Annotated in this window: 21 protein-coding genes and 1 other RNA gene; 7 read left to right on the top strand and 15 right to left on the bottom strand. The window is 68.6% G+C overall.

Features of this window, described 5'->3' with window-relative positions; translation table 11 throughout:
- Positions 1-53 precede the first annotated feature (53 nt).
- Positions 54-701 carry an SAM-dependent methyltransferase gene (locus tag NR798_RS30205; RefSeq protein ID WP_375765976.1) on the top strand — a complete coding sequence of 216 codons (648 nt, stop codon included), beginning with the start codon at positions 54-56 and terminating at the stop codon, positions 699-701.
- 48 nt (positions 702-749) lie between these two features.
- Positions 750-956, top strand: coding sequence for a hypothetical protein (locus NR798_RS30200; protein WP_375765975.1), 207 nt, complete (start codon positions 750-752; stop codon positions 954-956).
- Positions 957-959: 3 nt separating this feature from the next.
- On the opposite strand, the gene NR798_RS30195 is transcribed toward NR798_RS30200, so the two are convergent.
- Positions 960-1,652, bottom strand: coding sequence for an SOS response-associated peptidase (locus tag NR798_RS30195; RefSeq protein ID WP_375765974.1), 693 nt, complete (start codon positions 1,650-1,652; stop codon positions 960-962).
- Positions 1,653-1,770: 118 nt separating this feature from the next.
- On the opposite strand from NR798_RS30195, the gene NR798_RS30190 reads away from it, so the two are divergent.
- On the top strand, positions 1,771-3,483 hold the full coding sequence (locus tag NR798_RS30190; protein ID WP_375765973.1) for a hypothetical protein: 1,713 nt from the start codon (positions 1,771-1,773) through the stop codon (positions 3,481-3,483).
- A gap of 42 nt (positions 3,484-3,525) precedes the next feature.
- On the opposite strand, the gene NR798_RS30185 is transcribed toward NR798_RS30190, so the two are convergent.
- The 5 genes from NR798_RS30185 to ssrS form a co-directional block, all read right to left on the bottom strand.
- A complete protein-coding gene (locus tag NR798_RS30185; protein ID WP_375765972.1) occupies positions 3,526-4,551 on the bottom strand; it encodes a hypothetical protein in 1,026 nt (341 codons plus the stop codon).
- Between the two features lie 52 nt (positions 4,552-4,603).
- Positions 4,604-5,866, bottom strand: coding sequence for a tyrosine--tRNA ligase (tyrS, locus tag NR798_RS30180; protein WP_375765971.1), 1,263 nt, complete (start codon positions 5,864-5,866; stop codon positions 4,604-4,606).
- A 67-nt stretch (positions 5,867-5,933) separates the two neighbouring features.
- A complete protein-coding gene (locus tag NR798_RS30175) occupies positions 5,934-6,725 on the bottom strand; it encodes a TIGR00282 family metallophosphoesterase (protein ID WP_375765970.1) in 792 nt (263 codons plus the stop codon).
- Positions 6,722-7,345 carry a 5-formyltetrahydrofolate cyclo-ligase gene (locus tag NR798_RS30170; protein ID WP_375765969.1) on the bottom strand — a complete coding sequence of 208 codons (624 nt, stop codon included), beginning with the start codon at positions 7,343-7,345 and terminating at the stop codon, positions 6,722-6,724. The genes NR798_RS30175 and NR798_RS30170 overlap by 4 nt, the downstream gene beginning before the upstream one ends.
- Positions 7,346-7,375: 30 nt before the next feature.
- A non-coding RNA gene (gene ssrS / locus NR798_RS30165) (6S RNA) lies at positions 7,376-7,567 on the bottom strand.
- A gap of 241 nt (positions 7,568-7,808) precedes the next feature.
- Between ssrS and NR798_RS30160 the strand changes: the two genes are divergently transcribed.
- From NR798_RS30160 to NR798_RS30150, 3 genes are all read left to right on the top strand, one after another.
- Positions 7,809-8,666, top strand: coding sequence for a tetratricopeptide repeat protein (locus NR798_RS30160; protein ID WP_375765968.1), 858 nt, complete (start codon positions 7,809-7,811; stop codon positions 8,664-8,666).
- Between the two features lie 4 nt (positions 8,667-8,670).
- Positions 8,671-9,612 carry a serine/threonine-protein kinase gene (locus tag NR798_RS30155; protein WP_375765967.1) on the top strand — a complete coding sequence of 314 codons (942 nt, stop codon included), beginning with the start codon at positions 8,671-8,673 and terminating at the stop codon, positions 9,610-9,612.
- Between the two features lie 226 nt (positions 9,613-9,838).
- Positions 9,839-10,006, top strand: coding sequence for a hypothetical protein (locus tag NR798_RS30150; protein ID WP_375765966.1), 168 nt, complete (start codon positions 9,839-9,841; stop codon positions 10,004-10,006).
- A 156-nt stretch (positions 10,007-10,162) separates the two neighbouring features.
- Here the strand turns inward: NR798_RS30150 and NR798_RS30145 are convergent, their stop codons facing one another.
- The 9 genes from NR798_RS30145 to NR798_RS30105 all read right to left on the bottom strand — a co-directional run bounded on the left by NR798_RS30145 (position 10,163) and on the right by NR798_RS30105 (position 22,247).
- Positions 10,163-11,311: a cysteine desulfurase family protein gene (locus NR798_RS30145; RefSeq protein WP_375765965.1), complete on the bottom strand. Its 1,149-nt coding sequence runs from the start codon at positions 11,309-11,311 to the stop codon at positions 10,163-10,165.
- Positions 11,308-12,435, bottom strand: coding sequence for a bifunctional oligoribonuclease/PAP phosphatase NrnA (locus NR798_RS30140; protein ID WP_375765964.1), 1,128 nt, complete (start codon positions 12,433-12,435; stop codon positions 11,308-11,310). Before NR798_RS30140 ends, NR798_RS30145 begins: the two co-directional genes overlap by 4 nt.
- 11 nt (positions 12,436-12,446) lie before the next feature.
- On the bottom strand, positions 12,447-13,280 hold the full coding sequence (locus NR798_RS30135; protein ID WP_375765963.1) for a deoxyribonuclease IV: 834 nt from the start codon (positions 13,278-13,280) through the stop codon (positions 12,447-12,449).
- A gap of 3 nt (positions 13,281-13,283) precedes the next feature.
- Positions 13,284-14,120: a Fic family protein gene (locus NR798_RS30130; protein WP_375765962.1), complete on the bottom strand. Its 837-nt coding sequence runs from the start codon at positions 14,118-14,120 to the stop codon at positions 13,284-13,286.
- A 131-nt stretch (positions 14,121-14,251) separates the two neighbouring features.
- Complete coding sequence (locus NR798_RS30125) at positions 14,252-15,586, bottom strand: AAA family ATPase (protein ID WP_375765961.1); 1,335 nt, start codon at positions 15,584-15,586, stop codon at positions 14,252-14,254.
- A gap of 81 nt (positions 15,587-15,667) precedes the next feature.
- Complete coding sequence (locus tag NR798_RS30120; RefSeq protein WP_375765960.1) at positions 15,668-16,615, bottom strand: branched-chain amino acid transaminase; 948 nt, start codon at positions 16,613-16,615, stop codon at positions 15,668-15,670.
- A gap of 76 nt (positions 16,616-16,691) precedes the next feature.
- On the bottom strand, positions 16,692-18,113 hold the full coding sequence (locus tag NR798_RS30115) for a patatin-like phospholipase family protein (protein WP_375765959.1): 1,422 nt from the start codon (positions 18,111-18,113) through the stop codon (positions 16,692-16,694).
- A gap of 18 nt (positions 18,114-18,131) precedes the next feature.
- Positions 18,132-21,170: a bifunctional [glutamate--ammonia ligase]-adenylyl-L-tyrosine phosphorylase/[glutamate--ammonia-ligase] adenylyltransferase gene (glnE, locus tag NR798_RS30110; RefSeq protein ID WP_375765958.1), complete on the bottom strand. Its 3,039-nt coding sequence runs from the start codon at positions 21,168-21,170 to the stop codon at positions 18,132-18,134.
- 135 nt (positions 21,171-21,305) lie between these two features.
- Positions 21,306-22,247: an AAA family ATPase gene (locus NR798_RS30105; RefSeq protein WP_375765957.1), complete on the bottom strand. Its 942-nt coding sequence runs from the start codon at positions 22,245-22,247 to the stop codon at positions 21,306-21,308.
- Between the two features lie 186 nt (positions 22,248-22,433).
- Here NR798_RS30105 and NR798_RS30100 point away from each other — a divergent pair, with 186 nt between their 5' ends.
- Positions 22,434-22,652, top strand: coding sequence for a hypothetical protein (locus NR798_RS30100; RefSeq protein ID WP_375765956.1), 219 nt, complete (start codon positions 22,434-22,436; stop codon positions 22,650-22,652).
- Positions 22,653-22,799 lie beyond the last annotated feature (147 nt).

The following is a 22,799-nucleotide window of genomic DNA, read 5'->3' as shown; positions in this document are numbered from 1 at the left end:
TTCACGGGTCCACGACACCCGTCACCGCTTCGGCTTCCCGAAGACAGTAGCCGATGGTAGGGACCCCCTCTGTCATGGGCAAGCCCTACCGTCCGAAAGACCACTATTTCAAGAAAGCCAAGCAAGAAGGGCTGAGGGCCCGTTCCGCCTTCAAGGTGGATGAGATCCTCAAGCGCTACCCCTTCTTGAAGAAGGGCGCCACGGTGCTGGACCTGGGAGCCGCCCCGGGCGGCTTCCTGCAGATATTGGCGGACGCGGTGGGCCCCAGCGGCCGGGTCATCGGGGTGGACATCGTCGCCATCCGGCCCTTCTCGCAGCCCTACGTGAAGACGGCGGTGCTGGACGTGCTGGCCGACGACTTCGACGCGAAGCTCAGCGAGCTGTACGACGGGCCCTACGACGCCGTCATCTCCGACATGGCGCCCAAGACGAGCGGCATCCGCACCACCGACGAGGCCCGCAGCCTGCGGCTGGCGCGCAAGGCGCTCGAGCTGGCCGTCACCCGGGGCCGTCCGGGCGCGGCCTTCGTGGCCAAGCTCTTCATGGGTGGCGAGTTCGAGGAGTTCCGCGAGGAGGTGCGCGCCAGCTTCGAGGAGGTGAAGCTGGTGCGCCCCGAGGCCACCCGCGGCGCCAGCATGGAGGTGTACGTGGTAGGCCTGCGCCGGAAGGCGCCCGCCGCCCCGGCCCCTGTGGCGCCGTGACGGGCCTCGTCCTACACTGCCGTACGGCGCACGCCGGGAGGTAGGCCCATGTCCGACCAGAAGCCCACACGTGGCAATGCCTCACGCAAGGCGCTCACTTCGATCGATGGCCAAGACGAGTTCAGCGTCTTCTCCGTGGAGCCAGAGGCCCAGCGGCCTCCCGTCGCGCTCGAGCAGGACACCCAGGGCCGGCCCGACGAGACCCCCGTGTCGTTCTCGGTGGTGCGCTTCTTCCGGAAGATCTTCGGCGATTAGACGTCAGACCAGGAGCGTGGACTGGCTGGCCACGCGCTCCACGCAGGCGACGACGTCGTTCATCGGTGAGTTCACCACGCGCCCCACCTCCCAGGCCTCGAGGGGCTCGTCCTCGTTGGGTACCAGGAGGGGCTGGAGCACCGAGGCCTCCTGGGGCTCCGGACGCAGCCAGAGTTCCTGGGCTTCACGCGAGAGGATAACGGGCATCCGGTCGTGGATGGGGGCCATGAGGTGGTTGGGCCCGGTGGTGATGAGGGTGCAGGTGCGGATGAGCTCGCCGGTGTCCGGGGCGGTCCACTCCTCCCAGAGCCCGGCGAAGGCCATGGGCAGGCCATCCTTGCGGCGGAAGAGGTAGGGCGTCTTGGGCTTCGTGCTCTGCTTCCACTCGTACCAGCCATCCACGAGCGCGAGGCAGCGCCGGCGCTTGAGGGCGGAGCGGAAGCTGGGCTTCTCGGCCACCGTCTCGCCGCGGGCGTTGATGAGCTTGTTGCCGATGGAAGCCTCCTTGGCCCAGGAGGGGATGAGGCCCCAGCGGTAGGCATCCAGCATGCGCTCGCCGTCGTTGATGACCACGGGCATGAGCTGGGTGGGGGCGAGGTTGTAGCGGGGGCGCTCGAGGGCGGAGCGGATGCCGGTGAGGGCGAACTCACGGGCGATCGCCAGGGCGGGGGTCTGGATGGTGACGCGGCCACACATGGGCCGCAGTATGCCCCGTGAGGGAGGGGGGCTCCACAGGTCTCACGCCGGGACCGTTCCCGAGTCATGCGTCCGCCCAGCCCCTTCCTGGCATACTCGGCGAGAGAAAGAACTTCACATGTCCCCTCTCATTCTTCGCATCGCCGCCGTGCTGGCTGGCCTCGTTCCGCTCGTGTTCTCCGTACTGCCGGGCCCGGTCCGTGCTCAGGCCTCCGCTACTCCCAGCATCACCTGGAACACCTATCTGGGGGGCACTGCGGCCAGTGGCGGTCCCAGCAATACCGACGACTACGCGGAAGGTGTCATCACGAACAGGGCGGGTGATACCTTTGTGACAGGCAGGACGAACGCCCCTGGTTTCCCCGGGGGCCTGTCCACGCCGCCCCTGGTGACCGGAGGCGAGGACGCTTTCGTCACCAAGTTGTATGCGGACGGAGGCGTGGCGTGGACCCGCGTGTTTGGTGGCACCGGCAATGACACGGGGATGCGGCTGGCGCTCGTTCCCTATCGGGAAAACCGGTTGTACGTCGTCGGGACGACGTCGGCCTCGTCCTCGAACCCAGCCATTGGCAACGTGGGCAAGATTTCCGGTAGCTCCCAGGGGGGCACGGATGCCTTCCTGGCCCGGCTGGAGCTGGACGGGACGGTGAGCTGGTTCCAGTACCTGGGCGGCCCGGGGGATGACGAGGGCCGTGACGTCTACGTCTATGAGAAGGACGGATACGAAGTGGTGTACGTCGTCGGCAAGCGGGGGGGTGATGTCTTCGTCACCCAGGTGGACGATCTCGCAGCCGACCCCCCTCGAACCGTGTGGGACATCACCTTCGGAAGTCCCGGCAACGACGTGGGGTACGCGGTAGCGACGAACGAATACCACCGGGTGTTCGTGGGCGGCCTCGTGAGCCAGAACATCCCTTCGACATCCCTGCCCAAGGTCCTGGGCGAATTTGGCGGAGGAGGCAGCGACGGCTTCGTCGCCCAGCTGAACCCAGATGGCGGCATGAATTGGTTCCAATTCCTGGGCGGCAACGGTGACGATGACGTCCGGGACGTCCTGAACCAGCCGGAATCAGGTGGAATGACTGTCATTGGCAACAGCCTCTCCACGGATTTTCCCGCGGGCTTCACCCGCAAAGGACGGGAGATCTTCATGGTCCGGGTGGTGGGCGACAACGGCGACCTTCAACCGAAGAAGGTACTGATTGGCGAAGGCGGCGAGTTCATGGAAGGCCATGCCTCGGCGGACACCCGTGGCAACATCTACGTCGGAGGAACGACGACCTCCACGAATCTGGCCGTCAATGCCTTCGATCCGTCCTTCGACCCCAGCGGGGGTGGGGTCAAGAACGATGGCTTCGTCGCCATGGTGGATCCGGACCTGACAGGCTTCGTGTGGGCCTCCTACGTGGGAGGGAATGCCGCGGGTTCCGAGTCCGTGATGGGGCTTTCCGGCTCGCCTCTGGGACAGCTCGTGGCGGTGGGGCGCTCCAATGCCGACGCGGGCCTGCTCGTCTCGGATGCGGGCCATGATCCCTCGTACAACGGCGGCCAGGACCTCTTCGTCTTCCGCCTGGCGGTCAACCCGGACGCTGGGCCGGCCACCAGGCCGGATGGAGGCACTCCGGATGCAAGCACTCCGGATGCAAGCACTCCGGATGCGAGCACTCCGGATGCAAGCACTCCCGGGACGACCGACGCGGGCACGGACCCGGAGGAGTTGCTCTCGCCACTGGGCTGGGGCTGTGGCAGCTCGGGCGGTGGCACCCTGGCTGGAGCGGTCGCGCTGATGGCCCTGGCGCTGCTCACCCGGACGCGCCGTTCGAGTCGCTGAGCCGGCGCGCCCGGGGAGTGGCGGAGGGGAAGGGCACCTGCGTCAGTCGCCGCAGGTGGCCCGCTCGTTGGTGGGGTAGAGCGTGGCGATGCCGTAGGTGCCATTGCGCGTCCCGCACCAGATGCGCCATGCGTTGCCGCCGAGGTCCGGCGCCGAGTACACGCCGCCCTCCTTCTTGGCTCCATCCCGTGCGCAGCAGCGGGCGAAGGCGCGGGTGCCCACGGCCACCATGGCCACCGGATCCTCCGCCTGCGCGAATCCGCCGAGCTTCTTCTCGGCGCAGGACCAGGGGGCCACGCCGCGGAAGCGGATGAGGTACTGCGAGCCCTGGAGCGCCTTTCCACCGCGTGCCGGGCCGTCGAAGCAGAGCTTCCCCTCGGACTCGAGCTGCGCGTAGCGGGGCAGGTAGTGCAGCCCGCCGATGTTCTCCTCCAGCCACTCGTCGCCGCAGAAGACGTGGGTGAAGGCGTTGCGCGGCCCCGTGCTCACCCACAGGCCGGTGAGCCACTCGATGTTGCCCTGGCGCGCGCCCGGGCGGCCCGCCACGGACAGGGCCCGCTGGATGCGCGGATCGTCATGGTGCGCGGCCATGAAGCGCTGCACGTCGCCGCGGCTCACCGAGGCGTCCGGGCGCGCCGGGCACATCCCGAGCACCTCGCGGTCCACCGGCTTGAGCGCGGGGGGTTGGCGGAAGAGGGGCGGGTGGTCGCAGCGGGTCGAGCAGCCCTTGGCCTCGGGGATGGTGGTGGGCAGGGCGACGGCCTCGGGGGCCCGGTCCTTCGAGGCCAGGAACTCACCGCTCATCCGGGGCTTGTCCGGCAGCGCCGCGGTGCCGTCGCACTTCACCCAGCCCTCGCCCTTGGCGCCCTTCAGCTTGCACCACTCGCGTCCGGGGCCTCCCTTCTTGAGGACGGGGTAGGCCGTGTCCGGCTCCACGGTGAAGACGACCTGGGTGGACCCGGGTTCCGCCACGGCCTCCAGCCGGGTGCCGGAGACGAAGGCGCCCGAGGCATGGGCTCGGAAGGGGAGGGTACAGAGGGCAATCAGGAGCAGGGTGAGGGTCCGCATGGGTCCATGCAGGATACCCTCACCCCGTCCCTCTCCCAGTGGGAGAGGGGTATTACGCCAGCTTGAGGCGCGCGGACTTGTGCTTGCCCACCTGCACCAGGTACTCGCCCGCGTCCAGCTCGTGCTTCGGGTCCGTCGCCTTCTCCCCGTTCACCCGCACGCCGCCCTGGCCCATCAGCTTGCGTGCCTCCGTCACCGAGGCCACCAGCTTCGCCTCGGCCAGCGCCTTCGCCAGCGGCACCTTCGGTGCCCCGCCCATCGCCACCTCCACCAGTGGCTGGTCCTCGGCGACGATCTTCTTCTGCGAGTAGCGCTCCTCCCACGTCTGCATCGCCTTCTGCGCCGACTCCGCGTCGTGGAAGCGCGCCGCCATCTCCTGCGCGAACCCGGACTTGGCCGCCTTCGGGTGCAACTCCCCGCTCGTCACCTTCGCCTTCAGCTCGCCCAGCTCCTTGAGCGTCCGCGACGACAGCAGCTCGTAGTAGCGCCACATCAGGTCGTCCGTGATGCTCATCAGCTTGCCGTAGATCTGCTCCGGCGGATCGCTGATGCCCACGTAGTTGTCCAGGCTCTTGGACATCTTGTCGCCGGTGATCTTCCCGTCGACCATCTTCGCGTCCAGGCCCTCGAGGATGGGCCCGGTCATGATGACCTGCGGCTCCATGCCCTCTTCCTTCATGAGCTGCCGGCCCACCAGCAGGTTGAAGAGCTGATCCGTGGCGCCCAGCTCCACGTCCGCCTTGAGCGCCACCGAGTCGTAGCCCTGCAGCAGCGGGTAGAGGAACTCGTGGATGGAGATGGAGCGGTTCTCCCGGAAGCGCGTCTTGAAGTCGTCGCGCTCCAGCATGCGCTGCACCGAGTAGCGCGCCGCCAGGCGGATCATCCCCTCCGTGCCCAGCTTGTCCAACCACTCGGAGTTGAAGCGCACCTGCGTCTTCGACTCATCCAACACCTTGAAGACCTGCTCCTGGTACGTCTTCGCGTTGACCTTCACCTCCTCGCGGGTGAGGGCGGGGCGCGTGACGTTCTTCCCGGAGGGATCGCCAATGAGCGCGGTGAAGTCACCGATGAGGAACACCACCTGGTGGCCGAAGTCCTGGAAGCGCCGCATGCGCGTGAGCAGCAGCGAGTGGCCCAGGTGCAGGTCCGGGCGGCTCGGATCGAAGCCCGCCTTGATGACGAGCGGCTTGCCCTTCTCGTACGAGCGCTCGAGCTTCTTCTTCAGCTCCTCGGGCACCTGGATGTCCACGGTGCCGCGGGTCACTTCCTCGAACTGCTCCTGGGGGGTCGCCTTGCGCAGCGCGTTTTCGGACATGGCGCCGCGCAACCTACCCGAAAACGCGGGCAGGGTGACAAGGGACGTCGCTCGCCGTGCGCGCCGCTCAGGTTCCCGGCAGGTGCTCGCGCACGCGCTCGATGCTGCGCGCCTTCCCCGTCTTGTCGTCCATGTCGATGATCACCCCCTGCAGGTAGACCAGGTTCTTGGCCAGCTCGTAGGGAACGTGGCGCAGGGTGATGAAGCGCTCGATGGAGGACTCCTTCTTCATTCCGATGACGGAGTCCATCGGGCCACACATGCCCACGTCGGTGATGTAGGCCGTGCCGCCGGGGAGAATCCGCTCGTCGGCCGTCTGCACATGGGTGTGGGTGCCCACCACGGCGGACACCTTGCCATCCAGGTGCGCGCCCATGGCGTTCTTCTCGCTGGTGGCCTCGCAGTGCATGTCCACCAGGATGCAGGGGGTCTGCTTGCGCAGCTCCGCCACCAGCTCCGGCGCCACCGTGAACGGGTTGTCCAGGGGCTTCATGTTGACGCGGCCCTCGAGGTTGAGCACCCCGAGCTTGCGCCCATCCGGCGTCTGGATGACGGTGTGGCCCCGGCCCGGTGCTCCCTTGGGGTAGTTGGCCGGCCGCAACAGCAGGTGCGGGTTGTCGGCCACCCAGGGGAGGATCTGCTTCTTGGTCCAGAAATGGTTGCCGCTCGTCAGGAGGTTGACCTCACTGGCGAGCAGCGCTTCGGCCGACTCGGGGGAGATCCCGGCGCCGCCTTCGCTGTTCTCCGCGTTGGCGACGACCAGGTCCAAGGAGTGGCGCGCGATGAGCTTGGGGAGAAGGGTGCGCACGGCCGTGACTCCCGGCTTGCCCACCACATCGCCCATGAAGAGTACTTTCACGTGTCCAGGAAGTCCCAGTCGCGGTAGAGCCCGCGCAGTGTCTCCGCCTCGGTGACGACGAGGTCCATGTCCACGTCGTCATTCGTGGTCGGCATGGTGTCGACGATCTGGTCGCTGAAGGCCAGCCCCACCCGGCGGCTGCGCGCGGAGGCCGCCTTCAGGGTGGCGTCGTAGTAGCCGCCGCCCCGGCCCAGCCGCTTGCCGTCTCGTGTGAAGCCCAGCCCGGGCACCACGAACAGATCGATCTGGTCCACCGGGATGAGCTCGGCCGAGTTGGTGGGCTCGCGTACTCCGAGCCTGCCTGGCTCCAGCTCCGCCTCGGACTTGATGGCCCGGAAGGACAGGATACGTCCATGGACGTGGGACAGCGGATAGCAGACGATCTTCTCGTCCTGCAGGGCCGCGATGAGGATGTCCCGTGTGGGCACTTCACCCCGAATGGGGGCGTAGAGCGCCACCGTCCTCGCCTTTTGGTAATAGGGCGTTGCCAGGAAGCGTGCCTGAACCTTCAGCCCGCGCTCGTCGATGATATCCGGCGTCATCGCCTTGCGCCGCGCCGTGAGTTCCTCGCGCAACGACACCTTCCGAGCTGCCCCCTCTTGCGCCACCGTCTCGCTCACCTGCCCCGCTCCCGCCAAGAGTGAAGAAAAAAGTCCCCCGCCGAATGGCCGTGTGCCTAGCGTCCATTGAACCCTAAAAAGCCAGGTGGGGTTCGAAGTCGTGGTTCCGTAGGCTTCCCTCATCCCGCGAGGGGAGGGCTTGCTCATGGAACTCGAAACGGACCCCGTGATGGACGTATCGGTTCGAATTTCTGCTGGGCATCACGCGCCCCGCAGGGGACAGCCCTTCTACCAAACCTCTCCTGACTGCAAAACCTTGAAACTCCTGGAGAAACCCAGGAATGCCTGGAGGAATGATAAGAACGGGGGGCGGATGGGTCAAGCCATTGCCGCGCGTTTACAAGGCAGGCGGCCACCTCCTATGATGGAGGGGCTCCCACTTCCACTCATGGCGTCCGTTTCCAGAACAATCGGCCTCGCGGCCCTCATCGCCGCAGCCCCCGGAGCCGCCAGGGCCCAGAGCGTGCCTCAGGGGAGCTACCAGGCGGACGTGTGGGGCCGGGTGGAGCTGAGCGCCGAGCACGAGCGGCTGGTGGGCTATGCCACCGACGGCGGCCCCTGCCGCTTCAAGCCCCAGAGCCGGGTGCTGGAAGGGCAGCTGCAGGGCGGCGTGCTGGTGGGGCAGCTCACCCTCTGTCTGGAGGGGGCCTCCTGCCCCGCGACGGACACCCTGCCCCTCCTCGCCCTCTACAGCCCGGAGGACCGGTCGCTGACGGCCTATGTGCGGCCGCAGGCGGGGTGCCAGGCGCCGGGGCTGGGCAAGGGCGGTCTGCTGGTGTTGCAGCCGGCCCAGGCGGGGGCCGCGCAGGCCCCGGTGCGCGGGGGGGCGTCCAGCATGGCGCGCCTGCGCATGGACAAGCGCAACCCCGAGGCCGCCAAGGAGGCGCTGGAGCGGGGCAACCAGCTGCTGGGGGCCAAGGACTGGCGCGGCTCGGCGGCCGAGTTCGAGCGGAGCATCACCCAGGACGATCGCAACTGGGTGGCCTTCTTCGGGCTGGGCACGGCCTGGTTGATGAGTGGCCAGGCCCAGGACGCCATCGACGCCCTGAACCGGGCGCGGACGCTCAACCCGCGCGAGGCGAGCATCCATTACCACCTGGCCTGCGCCTACAGCCGGCTGGGGGACAGGAAGCTGGCGCTGGCCCACCTGGGGCAGGCGGTGAAGCTGGGGTACTCCATCCCCGAGGGCACGCAGGATCAGGAGCTGGATCGGCTCCTGGCCTCGGACGCGGCCTCGCTCAACAAGTACGTGGGGCTGCTCCAGCAGGCAGTCGCGAACAACAAGGCCTCTGCCGGAAGGCGGCAACAGACGGGACCCTGAGCGCGTGAGCACCTCTCCCACGCCGCGGATCCCCCGGATCCTCGGCAACTACGAAATCCAGTCGCAGCTCGGTAAGGGGGGCATGGCCGAGGTCTTCCGTGCCCGTGTCCGCTCCGGCCCTCGCCAGGGCTGGACCGTGGCCCTCAAGCGGCTGTTGCCGGCGCTTACCAAGGATCCGGCCTCCGTGGCCCTCTTCGCCGCCGAGGCCCGGCTCACCAAGCAGCTGGACCATCCCAACATCGTCCAGGTGCTCGACGTGGGCGTGGCCGAGGGCCAGTACTTCATCGTCATGGACCTGGTGGACGGCCGGGACCTGGGGCAGCTCCTCCGCCGCTGCAAGCACCGCGGCATCCACCTGCCCCTGGACTTCGCCGTCTACCTGGCGCGCACGCTGCTCGAGGCCCTGGCCTACGCCCACTCCGCCACCGGGCCCCAGGGCGAGCCGCTCGGCATCGTCCACTGCGACATCTCGCCCTCCAACCTGTTCATCTCGCGGTTGGGCGACATCAAGCTGGGCGACTTCGGCGTGGCCCGCCTGCGCGTGGACGGCGTGCTCCAGGGTGGCGAGGTGCTCGGCAAGCCCTACTACCTCTCGCCCGAGGCGCTGCAGGGCGCCATCGCCCCCTCGGTGGACCTGTGGGCCGCCACCGTCGTGCTCTACGAGCTGCTGACGCTGCAGCGCCCCTTCACCGGCACCACCCCCGAAGAGGTCTTCACGAAGATCGTCTACCGGGACTACCTGCCGCCCAGCCTCATCCGCCCGGAGATCCCCGAGGCGCTGGATGAAGTCATCCACCGGGGCTTCGCGGTGAATCCCGAGGACCGGTTCGTCACCGCCGAGGCCTTCGCCGAGGCGCTGGCGCCGCATTACGACGAGCGCGTGGGCACACCGCTGGCCATCGCCGCCGTCGTGCGCGGGCTGTTCGGAATCACCGACGCGAAGTAACTCCGCTTGCTCCGTGATGCTCCTCCCTCGCCCTTCGGGAGAGGGTCGGGGTGAGGGTATCTGGCCCCCCGGGTTGAAATCCGTGTGTGCCCCCTCTCCCTCTGGGAGAGGGCTGGGGTGAGGGTTTGCGCTCTCTTGCCTGCCCCGTCCCTGGATGCCGGTCCTCCGTTCGATGCCGATCTTCCCCTGCACGAGGCAAGCGCCAGCGCGCGAGGGAGGATTCGAGATGGCGACCCAGAAGGAGCAGAAGCCGCAGGAGACCCGCGAAGCGGACACGGAGCGCAAGGTCGAGCGCGGGCCGGAGAAAACCCAGGAGTCCCATGAGGGCATGCCGGGTTATGGCCAGCCCCCGGACGAGGTCCGCGAGAAGAAGCTCCCCGACCAGAAGTGGTAGCGAGGGAAACGGGGGAGGGGACCCAGACCCTCACCCCAGCCCTCTCCCAGAGGGAGAGGGAGCAGACACGGGTTCAACCTGGGAGCCGTGGCACCCTCACCCCGTCCCTCTCCCGGAGGGCGAGGGGAGATTGGGCGGAGTGGGGATTGGAGCGGATTACTCCAGGTTCAGGGCCCGGGCCTTCGGGACGTGGGTGGTCAGGGCCTCTGCCACCCGGGCCACTTCCTCCTCCGTTGCCGCCGGACCCAGCGAGAAGCGCAGCGAGCCATGTGCCTGCGCCGGCGTGAGGCCCATCGCCAGCAGCACGTGGGAGGGCGTCAGGGTCCCCGAGGCGCAGGCCGCTCCCGACGAGACGCAGATGCCCTCCAGGTCCAGGGCGATCAGCAGCGCCTCACCGTCCGCGCCGTGGAAGCACAGGTTGCTCGTGTTCGGCACCCGCGGTGCTCCCTCTCCGTTCACCGTCACGTCCGGGATGCGCGAGCGCACCTCCCGCTCGAACGTGTCCCGCAGCGTCCGCACCCGCTCCGCGTTCGCCGGCTGCTCCTCGTGCGCCAGCTCCAGCGCCAGGGCGAGCGCCTCCGCGTAGGGCACGTTCTGTGTCCCTCCGCGCAGCCCCGCCTCCTGGTGTCCCGGTGTCAGCGCCTGCACCTCCACGCCCTTGCGCACCACCAGCACGCCGGCTCCCGCGGGCCCTCCGAACTTGTGCGCCGAGAGCGCCAGCAGATCCGCGTCCACCTCGCGCAGGTGCGCCGGCAGCTTCCCCACCGCCTGCACCGCGTCCGTGTGGAACAGGATGCCCCGCTGACGGCACGCCCGCGACAGTTCCGCCGCCGGTTGCACCACGCCCGTCTCGTTGTTCGCCCACATCAACGAGCACAGCACCGTCTCCGGCGTCAGCGCCTCGAGCATCGCGTCCAGTGGCACCCGGCCGTCCCGCTCCGGACGCACCCGCACCACCTCCGCGCCCAGCGCCTCCAACTGCTTCAGCGCCGCGAGCACCGCCGGGTGCTCGATGGCCGAGCTCACCACGCGCCGCCGCCGCGTCTCCTTCCGCGCGAGCCAGGCTCCCTTCACCGCCAGCGCATCCGCCTCCGAGCCCGAGCCGGTGAAGCACACCTCCTTCGGCTCGCAGCCCAGTACGTGCGCCACCCGGGCCCGCGCCGCGTCCAGCCGGCCCCGCGCCTCACGCCCGCTCCGGTGCACGCTGGAGGCGTTACCCCAACCTCCCTCGGAGAAGGCCCGCGCCAGCAGCGTGGCCACCTCCGGCCGCACCGGCGCGGCCGCGTTGTGGTCCCAGTAGATCACGGCGAGGGCGCGGACAGCAGCCCCACCGGACGCTCATCCGCGACTCCAAACGCCTCGAGGAACCGGCGCACCAGCTCGCGCTTCACCGCCTTGCGCTGCGTCGCCTTCCCCGACAGCGGAATCCTCGCGCCCGCCATGCTGCCGTGGCCTCCCGACGAGCCGCCGTAGTCCTCGCAGATCTCCCGGATCAGCCGGCCCGCGTTCATCCGCCGATCCTTTACCCGTAGCGACAGGAAGAGCTGGTTGCGGTACGTCGCGTACGCCAGCGACCACTTCATCCCCTCGAGGAACATCAGCCGCTCGGCCACCTCGGCCACCATGTCCGGGGAGTAGACCTCCTCCAGGTCCGTCACGATGGCCGTGTCCCCGTACACCTTCGCCCGCTCGAAGGCCGTGTGGTACAGCTGGAAGTAGCGCGCGGGCAGCTCCGGGTGCTCGATCTGCCCCAGCAGATGCTTGTCCATCCGCGGGAACAGCCACAGGTACGTGTCGATGTCCGTCTGGGTCGTCTCGCGCCCCAGATCCCTCGTGTCCGCCTTCAGCCCGTAGAAGAGCGCGGTGGCCACCTCCGTCGAGGGCTCCATCCCCGCGGCCCGCAGGTACTCCACCAGCATCGTCGAGGTGGCACCAAAGTCGCCGCCCACATCCGCGAAGGGCGACTCGAGGCTCTCGTTGCGCAGCGGGTGGTGGTCGATGACGATGTCCACCTCGCCGCGCAGGCGCGGAGGAATCGCGTGGTTGCCGGTGGGCGGCTGCGTGTCCACGAGCGCCAGCAAGTCGTACTCGTCCAGATCCACCTGGGCGATGGGCACCACGGGCAGGCGCAGCACCTTCACGAAGGCGATGTTCTCCGCCCGGCCGATGATGCCGCCGTAGCCCACCCGGGCCTCCTCCACGCCGGCCCGCTCCTTGAGCAGCTGGGCGAGTGCCACCGCCGAGGCGATGGAGTCCGGATCCGGGTTGTCATGGGTGAGCACGAGGACCTTCTTGTGGCCCTTGGCCACCCGGAGCAGCCGCTCCAGCTTGGCACGTGCCGGCAGGTTCGCGAGGCGTGGCGGTGGGGGCTCCGAGCCCTCTCCGCTTCCGGTCGTCCTGCGGCTGTTGGCTGTCGGTGTAGCAGGCATGGGTGCGCTGTTTACTTCCTCCGGCCCAGCGATTCGAGATGCCGGATGGCATCAGCGTAACGCTCGGGGAACGGAGTCTCCAGGATTCCAATGGTGTTGACGAAGCGGGCGTCCTTCATGAGGCAGCGGAAGGGCGTGAGCCCGATCGCTCCCTTGCCCACTTCTTCGTGGCGATCCACCCGGCACCCCAACGGCTTCTTGCTGTCGTTGAGGTGCACGCAGTGCACCCGCTCCAGTCCCACCACCCGGTCACACTCCTCCATCACCTCATGGTAACCGGTCTCCGTCGAGAGATCGTATCCCGCGGCGAACAGATGGCAGGTGTCCAGACAGATGCCCAGGCGCCCCGCGTCCGCCGTCTGGGACAGCACCTCCGCCAGGTGCTCGAAGCGCCAGCCCAGGCAGTGGCCCTGGCCCGCCGTCACCTCCAGGCAGATGCGTGACTGGAAGCGCGGCGTGCGCGTGTGCACCTCGTCCAGCGCCCGGGAGATCAGCGCCAGCCCGCGCCGCTCGTCCGGGTGTCCGCCAGGGTGGAGGATGAGAAAGGGGATGCCGAGCCGCTCGCACCGGGTGAGCTCCTCGACGACGCAGTCCAGCGACTTCTCGCGCTGCGCCGGCTCCTCGGTGCCGAGGTTCACCAGGTAGCTGCCGTGCGCCACCACGGGCAGCCCCGTGCGCCGCACTTCCTCGCGGAAGGCGCGGCACTCCTCCTCGGTGAGGGGCGGGGCCTTCCAGCCCCGGGCGTTCTTCGTGAAGACCTGCAGGCTGCGCGCGCCATGCTCCTCGGCCCGCGCCAGTGCCCGGCTCACGCCTCCCGCGATGGACTCGTGAGCCCCGACACGCACGGCCTAGTTGATGGCCTTGTAGCGGCGGCTCATGTCCTTGAAGTACTTCACGCCGTTGTCCAGCGAGTTCTCGATGGCGTCCATCAGCAGCGCGCGGAACACGCCCTCGGCGCCCCGCAGCGACTCGTAGTACCGCTGACGATCGATCGAGTGGATGATCGCCGGCATGTACCCGTTGCGCAGCAGCACGAGGTTGGTGAGCATCCGGCCCACCTTCCCGCTGTTCTCCGTGAACGGGAAGATCTGCATGAACTTGTGCTGCGCCACCGCCGCCTGCTTGATGGGGTGGAACTCGCGGAACTCGGCGCTGCCCGTGTAGTCCACCAGCTTCTCCAGCATCGGCTGGATCTTCGCCGGCTGGGCGATCTCGTGGAAGTACGTGCGGTGCAGGGGCATGTCCTTGCGGTAGCCGCTGCGCTCGCGCTCCTTGGCCAGCTCCTTCTCCGTGCGCTCCCGCCGCTCGATGTTGGCGCGCGCCTGCTGCGCCTCCGGCGTGTTGCCGCACAGCAGATCGTGGATCCGCTTGATGGTGGTCAGCGTGATCTGCGTCTGCTTCTTGCCCGTCGTCGCCGCTTCCTCGCGCAGGAAGTCGCACGCCGCCTTGTGGTTGCGCACCTCCAGCACCACGGGGATCATCGCCGGGTCCATGCTCGCCCGCTCGGGGAAGAGCGCCGACACCAGCTCCTGCTGCGTGTACACCGTCCCCTCGAGCGCCGCGTCGTGGTAGATCCACGACATCTCGAACTTCTCCAGGAAGTCGCGGCTCTTGTCCTTGAAGATGCCAAGGTAGTCGCGCAGCGTTTCGTTCTTCTCGTCGATCTCTTGGTAGCGTTCCTTCACGGACGTGACGCTCCTTCACACCGGCTGCCAGCGGGACCGGCGGGTCGGGACGGTAAACCCGGCCAGCGGGAACAACGGTTTCCTGATTGTAGAAATTCCAGCAGCTTAGGACAATTAAAACGCTACTTGTCTCATAGACTGACCAGGAAGACCTCGCACGCCTGGTCGAGCAGATCCTTGGAGAGCGCTGGAGCGATCTGCCGGTAGCGCGCCGCGTCCTTGATGAGCTGCACCAGGTCACGCGGGTGGCAGGCGCGCAGCTGGATGTTGTTCGGCTTGTAGTAGTGCTGGAGCAGGTAGCTGACCGCCTGATCCACGTAGGGGATGCCCGCTGCCTCGCACACCCGCGCGAAGATCTCCCGGTAGACCTCCTCGTCCGGGTTGTTCACCTCGATCTTGTACTTGATGCGCCGCAGGAAGGCCTCGTCCACCAGCTCCTTGGGGTCCAGGTTGGTGGAGAAGACGAGCAGCTGATCGAAGGGGATCTCGAACTTCTTGCCCGTGTGCAGGGTGAGGAAGTCCACCCGCTTCTCCAGGGGGACGATCCACCGGTTGAGCAGATCCGTCGGGTGGACCTTCTGGCGGCCGAAGTCGTCGATGAGGAGCATCCCGCCGTTGGCCTTCACCTGGAAGGGCGCCTCGTAGAAGCGCGCGGTGGGCGAGTAGATGAGATCCAGCGTCTCGAGCGTCAGCTCACCGCCGACCACGACCGCGGGGCGCCGGCACAGCTGCCAGCGATGGTCCATCTCGAAGGTCGCCCGGCGGCCGGCCGCATCGCGCTCGGACTCGAGCGTGATGGGAATGTGGTTGAGCGCGTCGAAGACCTTGATGATCTGGTTGTCGATCTCCAGACAGTGGGGGATGAAGACCTCGCCGCCGAACATGCGGCTGATGGCCTCGGCGAGGCTCGTCTTGCCGTTGCCCGGAGGGCCGTAGAGGAAGAGCGAGCGGCCCGAGTTCACCGCCGGCCCCAGCTTGTCCATCAGGTCCGCGTTGACGGTGAGGTGGGCGAGGCCCTGCACCAGATCCTCGCGGCTGATGACGGGGCTCTCCTCCGTCTGGGCGGTGATGAGGGCGTTGTACTGCTCGATGGGGACGGGGGCGGGGCCCACGTAGGTGCTGCGCTCGATGGCGCCCTTGGAGTACTCGCGGCCCTTCTCGGTGAGGATGAAGTCCACCGAGGCGCGCCCGAAGCCCTTGCCGCCGCGCAGGTCCACCAGCTTCTCGGCGGTGAGGAAGTCCACCACGCGTTCCATGACGCCGGGCCAGGGCAGGCGCAGCTCCTGGGCCATGTCCATGCCCGTGGCCGTGCCCTGGTAGTACAGGTAGCGCAGGGCGATGTCCGAGAGCAGGCCAATCTTCAGGCCCGTCTCCTCCAGCGACTTCGGCTCCGGCGGAGCGATGTCGAGGATGGCCGGGTTCTCGAGATTGAAGGGATTGGGGGCGGTGTCGTACTCGGGGCGCATCGGCTCCTGGTTCTAGCCGATCCGCCCCCCTTCCGGCACGTCCAGAGTCCCCTGGCCGCTCGGGGGACCGTCAGACGCCCGTCAGACGTAGGTGAGCCACTCGATGTAACGCGGCTCCTGGCCCCGGACGGTGCGGAAGTAGGTCTCCTGCACATACTGGGTGATGGGGCCGGGCTTGCCAGCGCCCACGGTGCGGTTGTCCACCTCGCGCACGGGGGTGATCTCCGCGGCGGTGCCGGTGAAGAAGACCTCGTTGGCGATGTAGAGGGCGTCGCGGGTGACGGTGACCTCCTCCACCGTGCGGCCCGAGTCGCGCAGAATCTTCAGCACCGTGTCGCGGGTGATGCCGTCGAGGATGGGGGAGGAGAGGGGCGGGGTCTTGATGACGCCCTTCTTGTTGACGAGGAAGATGTTCTCCCCGGAGGCCTCGGCGACGAAGCCGCTGATGTCCAGGAGGATGGCCTCGTCATAGCCGGCGAGCACGGCCTCTCGCTTGGCGAGGATGGAGTTGACGTACTGGCCGGAGATCTTCCCGCGCACCATGTTGACGTTGACGTGCATGCGGGTGAAGGAGCTCACCTTGGCGCGGATGCCCTCGCGGATGCCCCGGTCCCCGAGGTACGCGCCCCAGTCCCAGGCGGTGACGGCCACGCGGGTGGGGTTGATGGCGCCCAGGCCCATGGCCCCGTCACCCATGAAGGCGATGGGGCGCAGGTAGGCCCCGTTGGCGAACTGGTCCTTCTGCTTGCGCAGCAGCTCCAGGCACGCCTCCATGAGCTGCTCCACCGTGTAGGGCAGCTTCATCATGCAGATGTGGGCCGAGTCGAACAGACGCTCGATGTGCTCGCGCAGGCGGAACACCGCCAGCCGGCCATCATGGGTGCGGTAGGCGCGGATGCCCTCGAAGACCCCCAGCCCGTAGTGCAGGGCGTGGGTCATGACGTGCACCTGGCCTTCGTCCCATTTGATCAGCTTGCCATCGAGCCAGATTTGCTCGGAGCGCGCGGCGTTGCCGGAGGTCGAGCTCATGAAGGGGTCCTCTTGGGGGGGGAAACGAGAGAAGACCCCATTCTTCCAGGAACTCGTTTGAATTCAAAGCAACCCGTCACCCGAGGTGGGGGAGGGGCGAGAGCATGCGGGAGAGGAAGGGCATGTCCGCGCCGAGCTGCTTGCGGCCGTAGTGCATGGCCTTGGTGGCCAGTTGAACGGAGGGCACCAGCTCCAGGGGGGAGAGGGTGGTGCCGAAGCGTTTGACGAGGTGGGCGTAGGGGAGGTTGGGCGCCACCGTCATGGCGGCGAGCCGTTGCAGGGGCAGCCAGAAGGGGGTGGTCAGCTTGGGCGCGAAGCCGTCGAGCGCGAGGAAGAAGGCGTTGCGCGTGCCGATGTTGCCGTGGTGCACCGCCTTCCAGGCGGCCTTCACGGGGAGGTTGTCCACGAGGCCTCCGTCCAGCAGCCGGAAGATGCCCTGCTCCTCCATCATCCCGTCCAGCAGGCCGCGCATGTGCGCATCGTCGCGCAGCATGTCGTAGTGGATGACGCCGGGCAGCGACGAGGAGAAGCCCGCCGCGTCGATCGCGTCGAAGCTGGCCGTCGTCTCGTCCGCGCCCAGGTGGAGCTTCACCATGATCTCCGGCCGGGTGAAGAACTCGGCCAGCGTGCCCATCACCGCCTGGATGCGGCGCGCCACGCCGGTGGGGCTGAGCAGGCTCACCGGGCTCGTGCCCAGCAGGCGCTCGTAGTACTCGAGGGGCCTGGGCAGCATGCCCCGCCGGATGCCACCCACCGCGACGATCATCGGCACGGGCAGATCCTTCAGCCGCATGCCCGCCTCCGGCAGGCCCGGCCCGGTGTTGAAGTAGCGGCCCAGCCCCGAGCGGAGGAACAGCCGCAGCGCCGCCGGCATCCCGTAGCGGTTCTCCGTGGAGATGAAGCGGAAGAGCTTCCGCCAGGAGAGGCTGCGGATGATGCTCACCAGCTCGCCCTGGTCGAAGCGCGCCATGCGCGAGCGCATCAGCATCAGGATGGCGCCCATGGAGGTGCCCGCCAGCAGCGACGGCTTGAGGCCGTGCTCGTCCAGCAGGCTCATCACCCCCAGGTACACGTAGGCCACGCCTCCACCGCCGCCGGCCACCACCACCAGCGATTTGTGCCGCAGCTCCCGGTGGAACACCTCCTCGGGCACGCGCCCGTGCAGGTGGTGGACGAGCTCGTCGCGCAGCTTGAGCACCGGGGCGCGCAAGTCTCTCACGTGCGGCACCAACTGGTCGCGGGTGATGCGGCGCCCGCCGAGCAGCACCGGGCCGAGCCTGCGCGTCACGTCCTCGCGCAGGGGCGCCGTCCACGTCTCCACCGAGTGGTCATGCCCCTCGTGGCGCAGCTTGTAGAGGCGGGCCAGGGACAGCGCGGTGCGCAGCACGGCCTCCTCGCGCGGGTCCAGCAGCGAGGGCGAGTCCAGCGCCGAGCGCACCAGGGCCAGCTCCATCTCTTCGAGCGGCCGGAGGATTTCAAAGCGTTGCTTCAGCAGCACGGGCAGGTTGACTCGGGCTCAACGTGGGGCGCGAAGGACGCGAGCATACACGTCCCGCACGCGGTCGGCGCTGGCTCGATATTGGGCGAGGAACGTTTCTCCCGGCTCGGTGCCGAGCACGCCCAGCCGGCGCGCCAGCTGCGCCAGGGGCCGGCCCCCGGTGGGCATATGGGCCAGGGAGCTGGCGTGCACGAGCCGCAGCCGGTTCTCCACCCGGCGCAGGAAGAGGTAGCCCTGGCGCAGCGCCTCGGCGTCCTCGGGGGGCAGGAGGCCCTCGGCCTGGAGCCCCTCCAACGCCGCCAGCGTGTTCGTGCCGCGCACCCGGGGGTGCTCCCGGCCGTGCACCAGTTGCAGGTACTGGACGGTGAACTCCACGTCCACCAGCCCGCCCTGGCCCAGCTTCGGGTTGAGCTGCTGGGCGTTCTCCTGGGCCAGCTCGCGCTCCATGCGCGTGCGCAGCCGGTCGATCTCCGCCGCCGCGTCCGGGGGCAGGGGCCGCTCATAGACGAGCGGGACGAGCACCTCGTCCTGCAAGGGGCGGAAGCGCGCCGCGTCTCCCGCGGCGGGCCGGGCCTTGATGAGCGCCTGGCGCTCCCACAGCTGCGCCCGCTTCTGGTGGTGCTCGCGCAGGGCGTCCTGGCTCACCACCAGCGCTCCCTGGTTCCCCGAGGGCCTCAGCCGCGCGTCGATCTTGTAGAGGTGCCCCTCGCGCAGCTGCACCTGGAGCAGCGTCATGAGCCGCTGCACGGCCTTGGCGAAGTACTCGTGGTGGGTGAGGGTGCCGCGGCTGCCTCCGCTCGTCTCCGCCTGGCCGTTGCCGCTGTAGACGAAGATGAGGTCCAGGTCCGAGTGGTAGCCCAGCTCGTACCCGCCCAGCTTGCCCATGGCGATGACCACCAGCCCCTCGCGCTGCCCGCTCGCGCCGAGCGGCAGGCCGTAGCGCTCGCGCTGCTCCTCCATCGCCAGGAAGAGGCACTCGTCGAGGATGGCGTCCGCCACCGCCGTGAGCTGCCGCGCCACCTCCGGCACCGAGAGGTCTCCTCCGATGTCGTTGAGGCCGATGCGCAGCAGCTCCTCGTTCTTGAAGCGCGGCATCGCCCCGTGCTTCGCCTCCGCGTCCGGGTGCCGCCCCAGCCGGGCTCCCAGCTCCTGGCGGATGCGCTCGGGGGACTTCAGCGCCTCGTCCAGCTGTGCCTGCACCAGCGCGTCCAGCAGCTCCGGGTGCCGCAGGAAGATGCGCGAGAGGTAGTCGCTCTGCCCGAAGAGGTTGAAGAGGCGGCGGCTCGCCCGGGGCATGCCCGTGAGCAGCCGGAGGTAGCCCTCGGGTTGGTGCAGCCGCGCGAGGAAGTCCGAGAAGTGCAGCAGCGCCTGGTCCGGGTCCGGCGTCTGCGCCAGCTCCGACAGCAGCCGCACCGCCTTCACCCCCGAGCCTCCATCCATGAAGGGCGAGTGGGGCACCCGGGCCAGCCGCTCCAGCTCGGCCAGCGCCCGCTCGGGGTCCGCGAAGCCTCGCTGGGCCAGCGCCGCCCGGCGTTGCTCCGGTGCCAGGTCCGGGTCCAGCGCGAGCGCCAGCAGCGGCTCGTCGGGCACCTCGTCCCGCGCCGTCTGGCCGAGCAGCGTGTTGAAGGCCTCCAGCACGAAGCGCCGGTGCCGCGCCAGCTCGGTCCCGAAGGTCTCCCAGTCCGCGAAGCCCAGCGAGGTGGCCAGCCGGCGCCGCTCCCGCTCGCCCGCGGGCAGCGCCTGCGTCTGCCGCTCCTCCAGCATCTGCAGCCGGTTCTCCACCCGCCGCAGGAAGACGTACGCTTCCTCCAGCGCGTCCGCGTCCGGCCCCGAGACGAAGCCCGCACGCTCCAGCTTGCGCAGCGCCCGCATCGTCCTCGGCTCGCGCAGGGCCGGGTCCTTGCCTCCCTGCAACAGCTGGAGCGCGTTGACGAAGAACTCCACCTCGCGGATGCCTCCGGGGCCGAGCTTCACGTCGTCCTTGCTCGCCTTGCCGCGCATGTCGATCTGCGCCTTCAGGTCTCGCAGCCCGTCCACCGCCGACAGGTCCAGGCTCCGCCGCCAGATGAACGGCCCCAGCTCGCTCAGCAGCTCCTCCGCGAGGCTCGCGTCTCCCGCCACCACCCGCGCCTTGGTGAACGCCGCCCGCTCCCACATGCGCCCGAACGTCTCGTAGTACGCCAGCGAGGCCGGCAGGGAGATGACCATCGCCCCCGAGCGCCCCTGCGGGCGCAGGTTCAGGTCCACCCGGTAGCAGAAGCCCTCGGCCGTCACCTTCGTGAGCGCCTGCGTCACCGCCTCGCCCAGCCGCGTGTAGTACTGCACCGTGGGCAGCGAACCCGACGTGCCACCCGTGGTCTGACCGTCCGCCCGGTACAGGTAGATGAGGTCCACGTCCGAGCTGAAGTTGAGATCCTCGCCCCCCAGTTTCCCCATCCCGAGGATGCAGAAGCCCGGCGTGTCCGGTGTGCCGTACTTCGTCCGCAGCGAGTGCTCCGCCCAGGACAGGGCCGCGCCGATGAGGGACTCGGCGAGGGCTGTCTGCTCCCGCCCCAGCTCCGCCATGGGCGCTCGCAGGGCCGCGTCGCGCACCATGAGGCGCAGCAGCTCGCGGTACTTGTAGCGGCGCAGGCGGCGGTACAGGCCCTCCGCGTCCCCCGCGGCGATGCGGCGCGTGGCTCCCTGGGCCTCGCGGTGGTAGTGCTCCCGGCGTTTCTCCCGCGTCAGCGTGCGCGAGCCCGCCAGCCAGCGCAGCAGGCCCGGCCGCGTCGTCAGCAGCCGGGCCGCGAAGGTGCTCGCGTGGAAGACCGCCGGCAGCCAGTCCAACAGCCGGGTGAGGGTGGGCTCTGGGTGCCCTTGCAGGCCTTCGCGGATTCGATCGAACGCCGCGATGATCTCGTCGGGCTCCGAGGTCCGTCTGGACGCCTCGTGGATCCGTTCGGCCGCGGGCGCTCCGAGTGCCTCTGACAGCCCCGAGAGCTCCTTGGCCGCTCGCTTCGGGTTCTCGAAGCCCTCTGCCCTCAGCGCTTCCTCGGTCCAGGTCATCTCGACCCTCACCCCAGCCCTCTCCCAGAGGGAGAGGGGGCCTACACGGGTTCAACCTGGGACCCGGGCACCCTCACCCCGTCCCTCTCCCGGGGGGCGAGGGGTATTTGTTGTGTGGGGGGTGTTGGGTGTGCGCGGGTGTTGGGCTCAGGCCTGCGCGATCTGCGCCAGGTTGCTCTTCGCCTTCTCGATGTCTCCCTCGTGCTTCAGCACCAGGTTCAACGTCGCCGCCACCATGTCCGCCGTCAGCGACTCCGCGTTCAGCAGCGCCAGGCTCTGCACCCAGTCCAGCGTCTCGCTGATCGACGGCGCCTTCTTCAAGTCCAGCTTCCGGATCGCCGCCACCGCCTCCACCACCTGCTCCGCCAGCGTCTTCGACACCTCCGGCAGCCTCTTCCGGATGATCTTCAGCTCCCGCTCCCGATCCGGGAAGTCGATGTGCAGGTGCAGGCACCGTCTCTTCAGCGCGTCCGACAGCTCCCGCGCGTTGTTCGACGTCAGCACCACCCGCGGCACGTGCCTCGCCTTGAACGTCCCCAGCTCCGGAATCGTCACCGCGTTGTCCGACAGCACCTCCAGCAGGAAGGCCTCGAACTCCGGATCCGCCTTGTCGATCTCGTCCACCAGCAGCAGCGCCGGCTTGTCCGACAGCAGCGACTTCAGCACCGGCCTCGGCAGCAGGAAGCGCTCCGAGAAGAACACCGCGTCGCTCGCCGCCAGCCGGTCCGCCGCCTCCGCCAGCGTTCCCGTGCCCTGCACCATCTCGCCGATCTTGTCCTTCAGGAGCTGGGTGTAGAGCAGCTGCTTGGCGTACTCCCACTCGTAGAGCGCCTTCGCCTCGTCCAGGCCCTCGTAGCACTGCAGGCGGATGAACTCGCGCCCCAGGGCCTGCCCCAGCGCCCGGGCGAGCTCCGTCTTGCCCACCCCCGCGGGGCCCTCCACCAGGATGGGCTTCTGCAGCCGATCCGCCAGGAAGCTCGCGGTCGCGATCTCCGGAGAGGCCAGATATCCCACCTGCTCGAGGCGCGTCTCCGCGTCCTCCACGCTGCTCAGGGTGTGCGCTTGGGTCGAAGGGGAGGGGGTGTTCACGCTCCTCAACTTAACCGAAGGGTTTTCAGGCCACTGCGGCAAAAATGCCAGACCTCCAGCCCCTTCCGTGGGTACTCGCCGCCCGCCCGCTGTCCAAGTGGCCGGAACGACTTGAGAAATCTTTTCACCACAATGGGCACGCGACGTGCAATAGAGCCGCGCGTTCGTAGCTGGGAGGCGGCGGTCATGTCCTGGGTGTTGCGCATGGTGCTCGTGGTGGCGGTGGCCCTGATTCCGGGGGCCTTCATGCTGCTGGTCGCCTACGTCGCCACCCGGACCATGCGGCATCGCTGGCAGCAGGCCCGTCTGCAGGCCCAGACCCGTGGCACCCGCGTGTCCTTCCGCGAGGTGGTTGCCACCGTCGAGCTCAAGGACCTCGTCCGCCAGGCACGCGCCGCGCTCTGAGCCATCCGTCGTAGAGCCATCCAGGGGGACTTGCCACGCGGGTGCGTTCGCACCGCTCGGGCCATCTACGCGCCCTGGGTTCCGAGGAGACCTCCCGGCCGCGCTCGTCACCAACTGGTCCGACTATCGGACCAGTTGCTCGCGACC

The organism is Archangium gephyra (assembly GCF_042230915.1).
GTDB classification, from domain to species: domain Bacteria; phylum Myxococcota; class Myxococcia; order Myxococcales; family Myxococcaceae; genus Archangium; species Archangium gephyra_B.
The sequence above is the reverse complement of the archived record's forward strand: the minus strand, read 5'-3'. Positions and strand labels throughout refer to the sequence as shown.

Excerpts from the sequence above, each read along its gene's own strand:
- NR798_RS30205 (WP_375765976.1), top strand. The coding sequence starts at position 54 with ATGGTAGGGACCCCCTCTGTCATGGGCAAGCCCTACCGTCCGAAAGAC.
- NR798_RS30200 (WP_375765975.1), top strand. The coding sequence starts at position 750 with ATGTCCGACCAGAAGCCCACACGTGGCAATGCCTCACGCAAGGCGCTC.
- NR798_RS30195 (WP_375765974.1), bottom strand. The coding sequence starts at position 1,652 with ATGTGTGGCCGCGTCACCATCCAGACCCCCGCCCTGGCGATCGCCCGT.
- NR798_RS30190 (WP_375765973.1), top strand. The coding sequence starts at position 1,771 with ATGTCCCCTCTCATTCTTCGCATCGCCGCCGTGCTGGCTGGCCTCGTT.
- NR798_RS30185 (WP_375765972.1), bottom strand. The coding sequence starts at position 4,551 with ATGCGGACCCTCACCCTGCTCCTGATTGCCCTCTGTACCCTCCCCTTC.
- tyrS (WP_375765971.1), bottom strand. The coding sequence starts at position 5,866 with ATGTCCGAAAACGCGCTGCGCAAGGCGACCCCCCAGGAGCAGTTCGAG.
- NR798_RS30150 (WP_375765966.1), top strand. The coding sequence starts at position 9,839 with ATGGCGACCCAGAAGGAGCAGAAGCCGCAGGAGACCCGCGAAGCGGAC.
- NR798_RS30140 (WP_375765964.1), bottom strand. The coding sequence starts at position 12,435 with ATGCCTGCTACACCGACAGCCAACAGCCGCAGGACGACCGGAAGCGGA.
- NR798_RS30125 (WP_375765961.1), bottom strand. The coding sequence starts at position 15,586 with ATGCGCCCCGAGTACGACACCGCCCCCAATCCCTTCAATCTCGAGAAC.
- NR798_RS30120 (WP_375765960.1), bottom strand. The coding sequence starts at position 16,615 with ATGAGCTCGACCTCCGGCAACGCCGCGCGCTCCGAGCAAATCTGGCTC.
- NR798_RS30100 (WP_375765956.1), top strand. The coding sequence starts at position 22,434 with ATGTCCTGGGTGTTGCGCATGGTGCTCGTGGTGGCGGTGGCCCTGATT.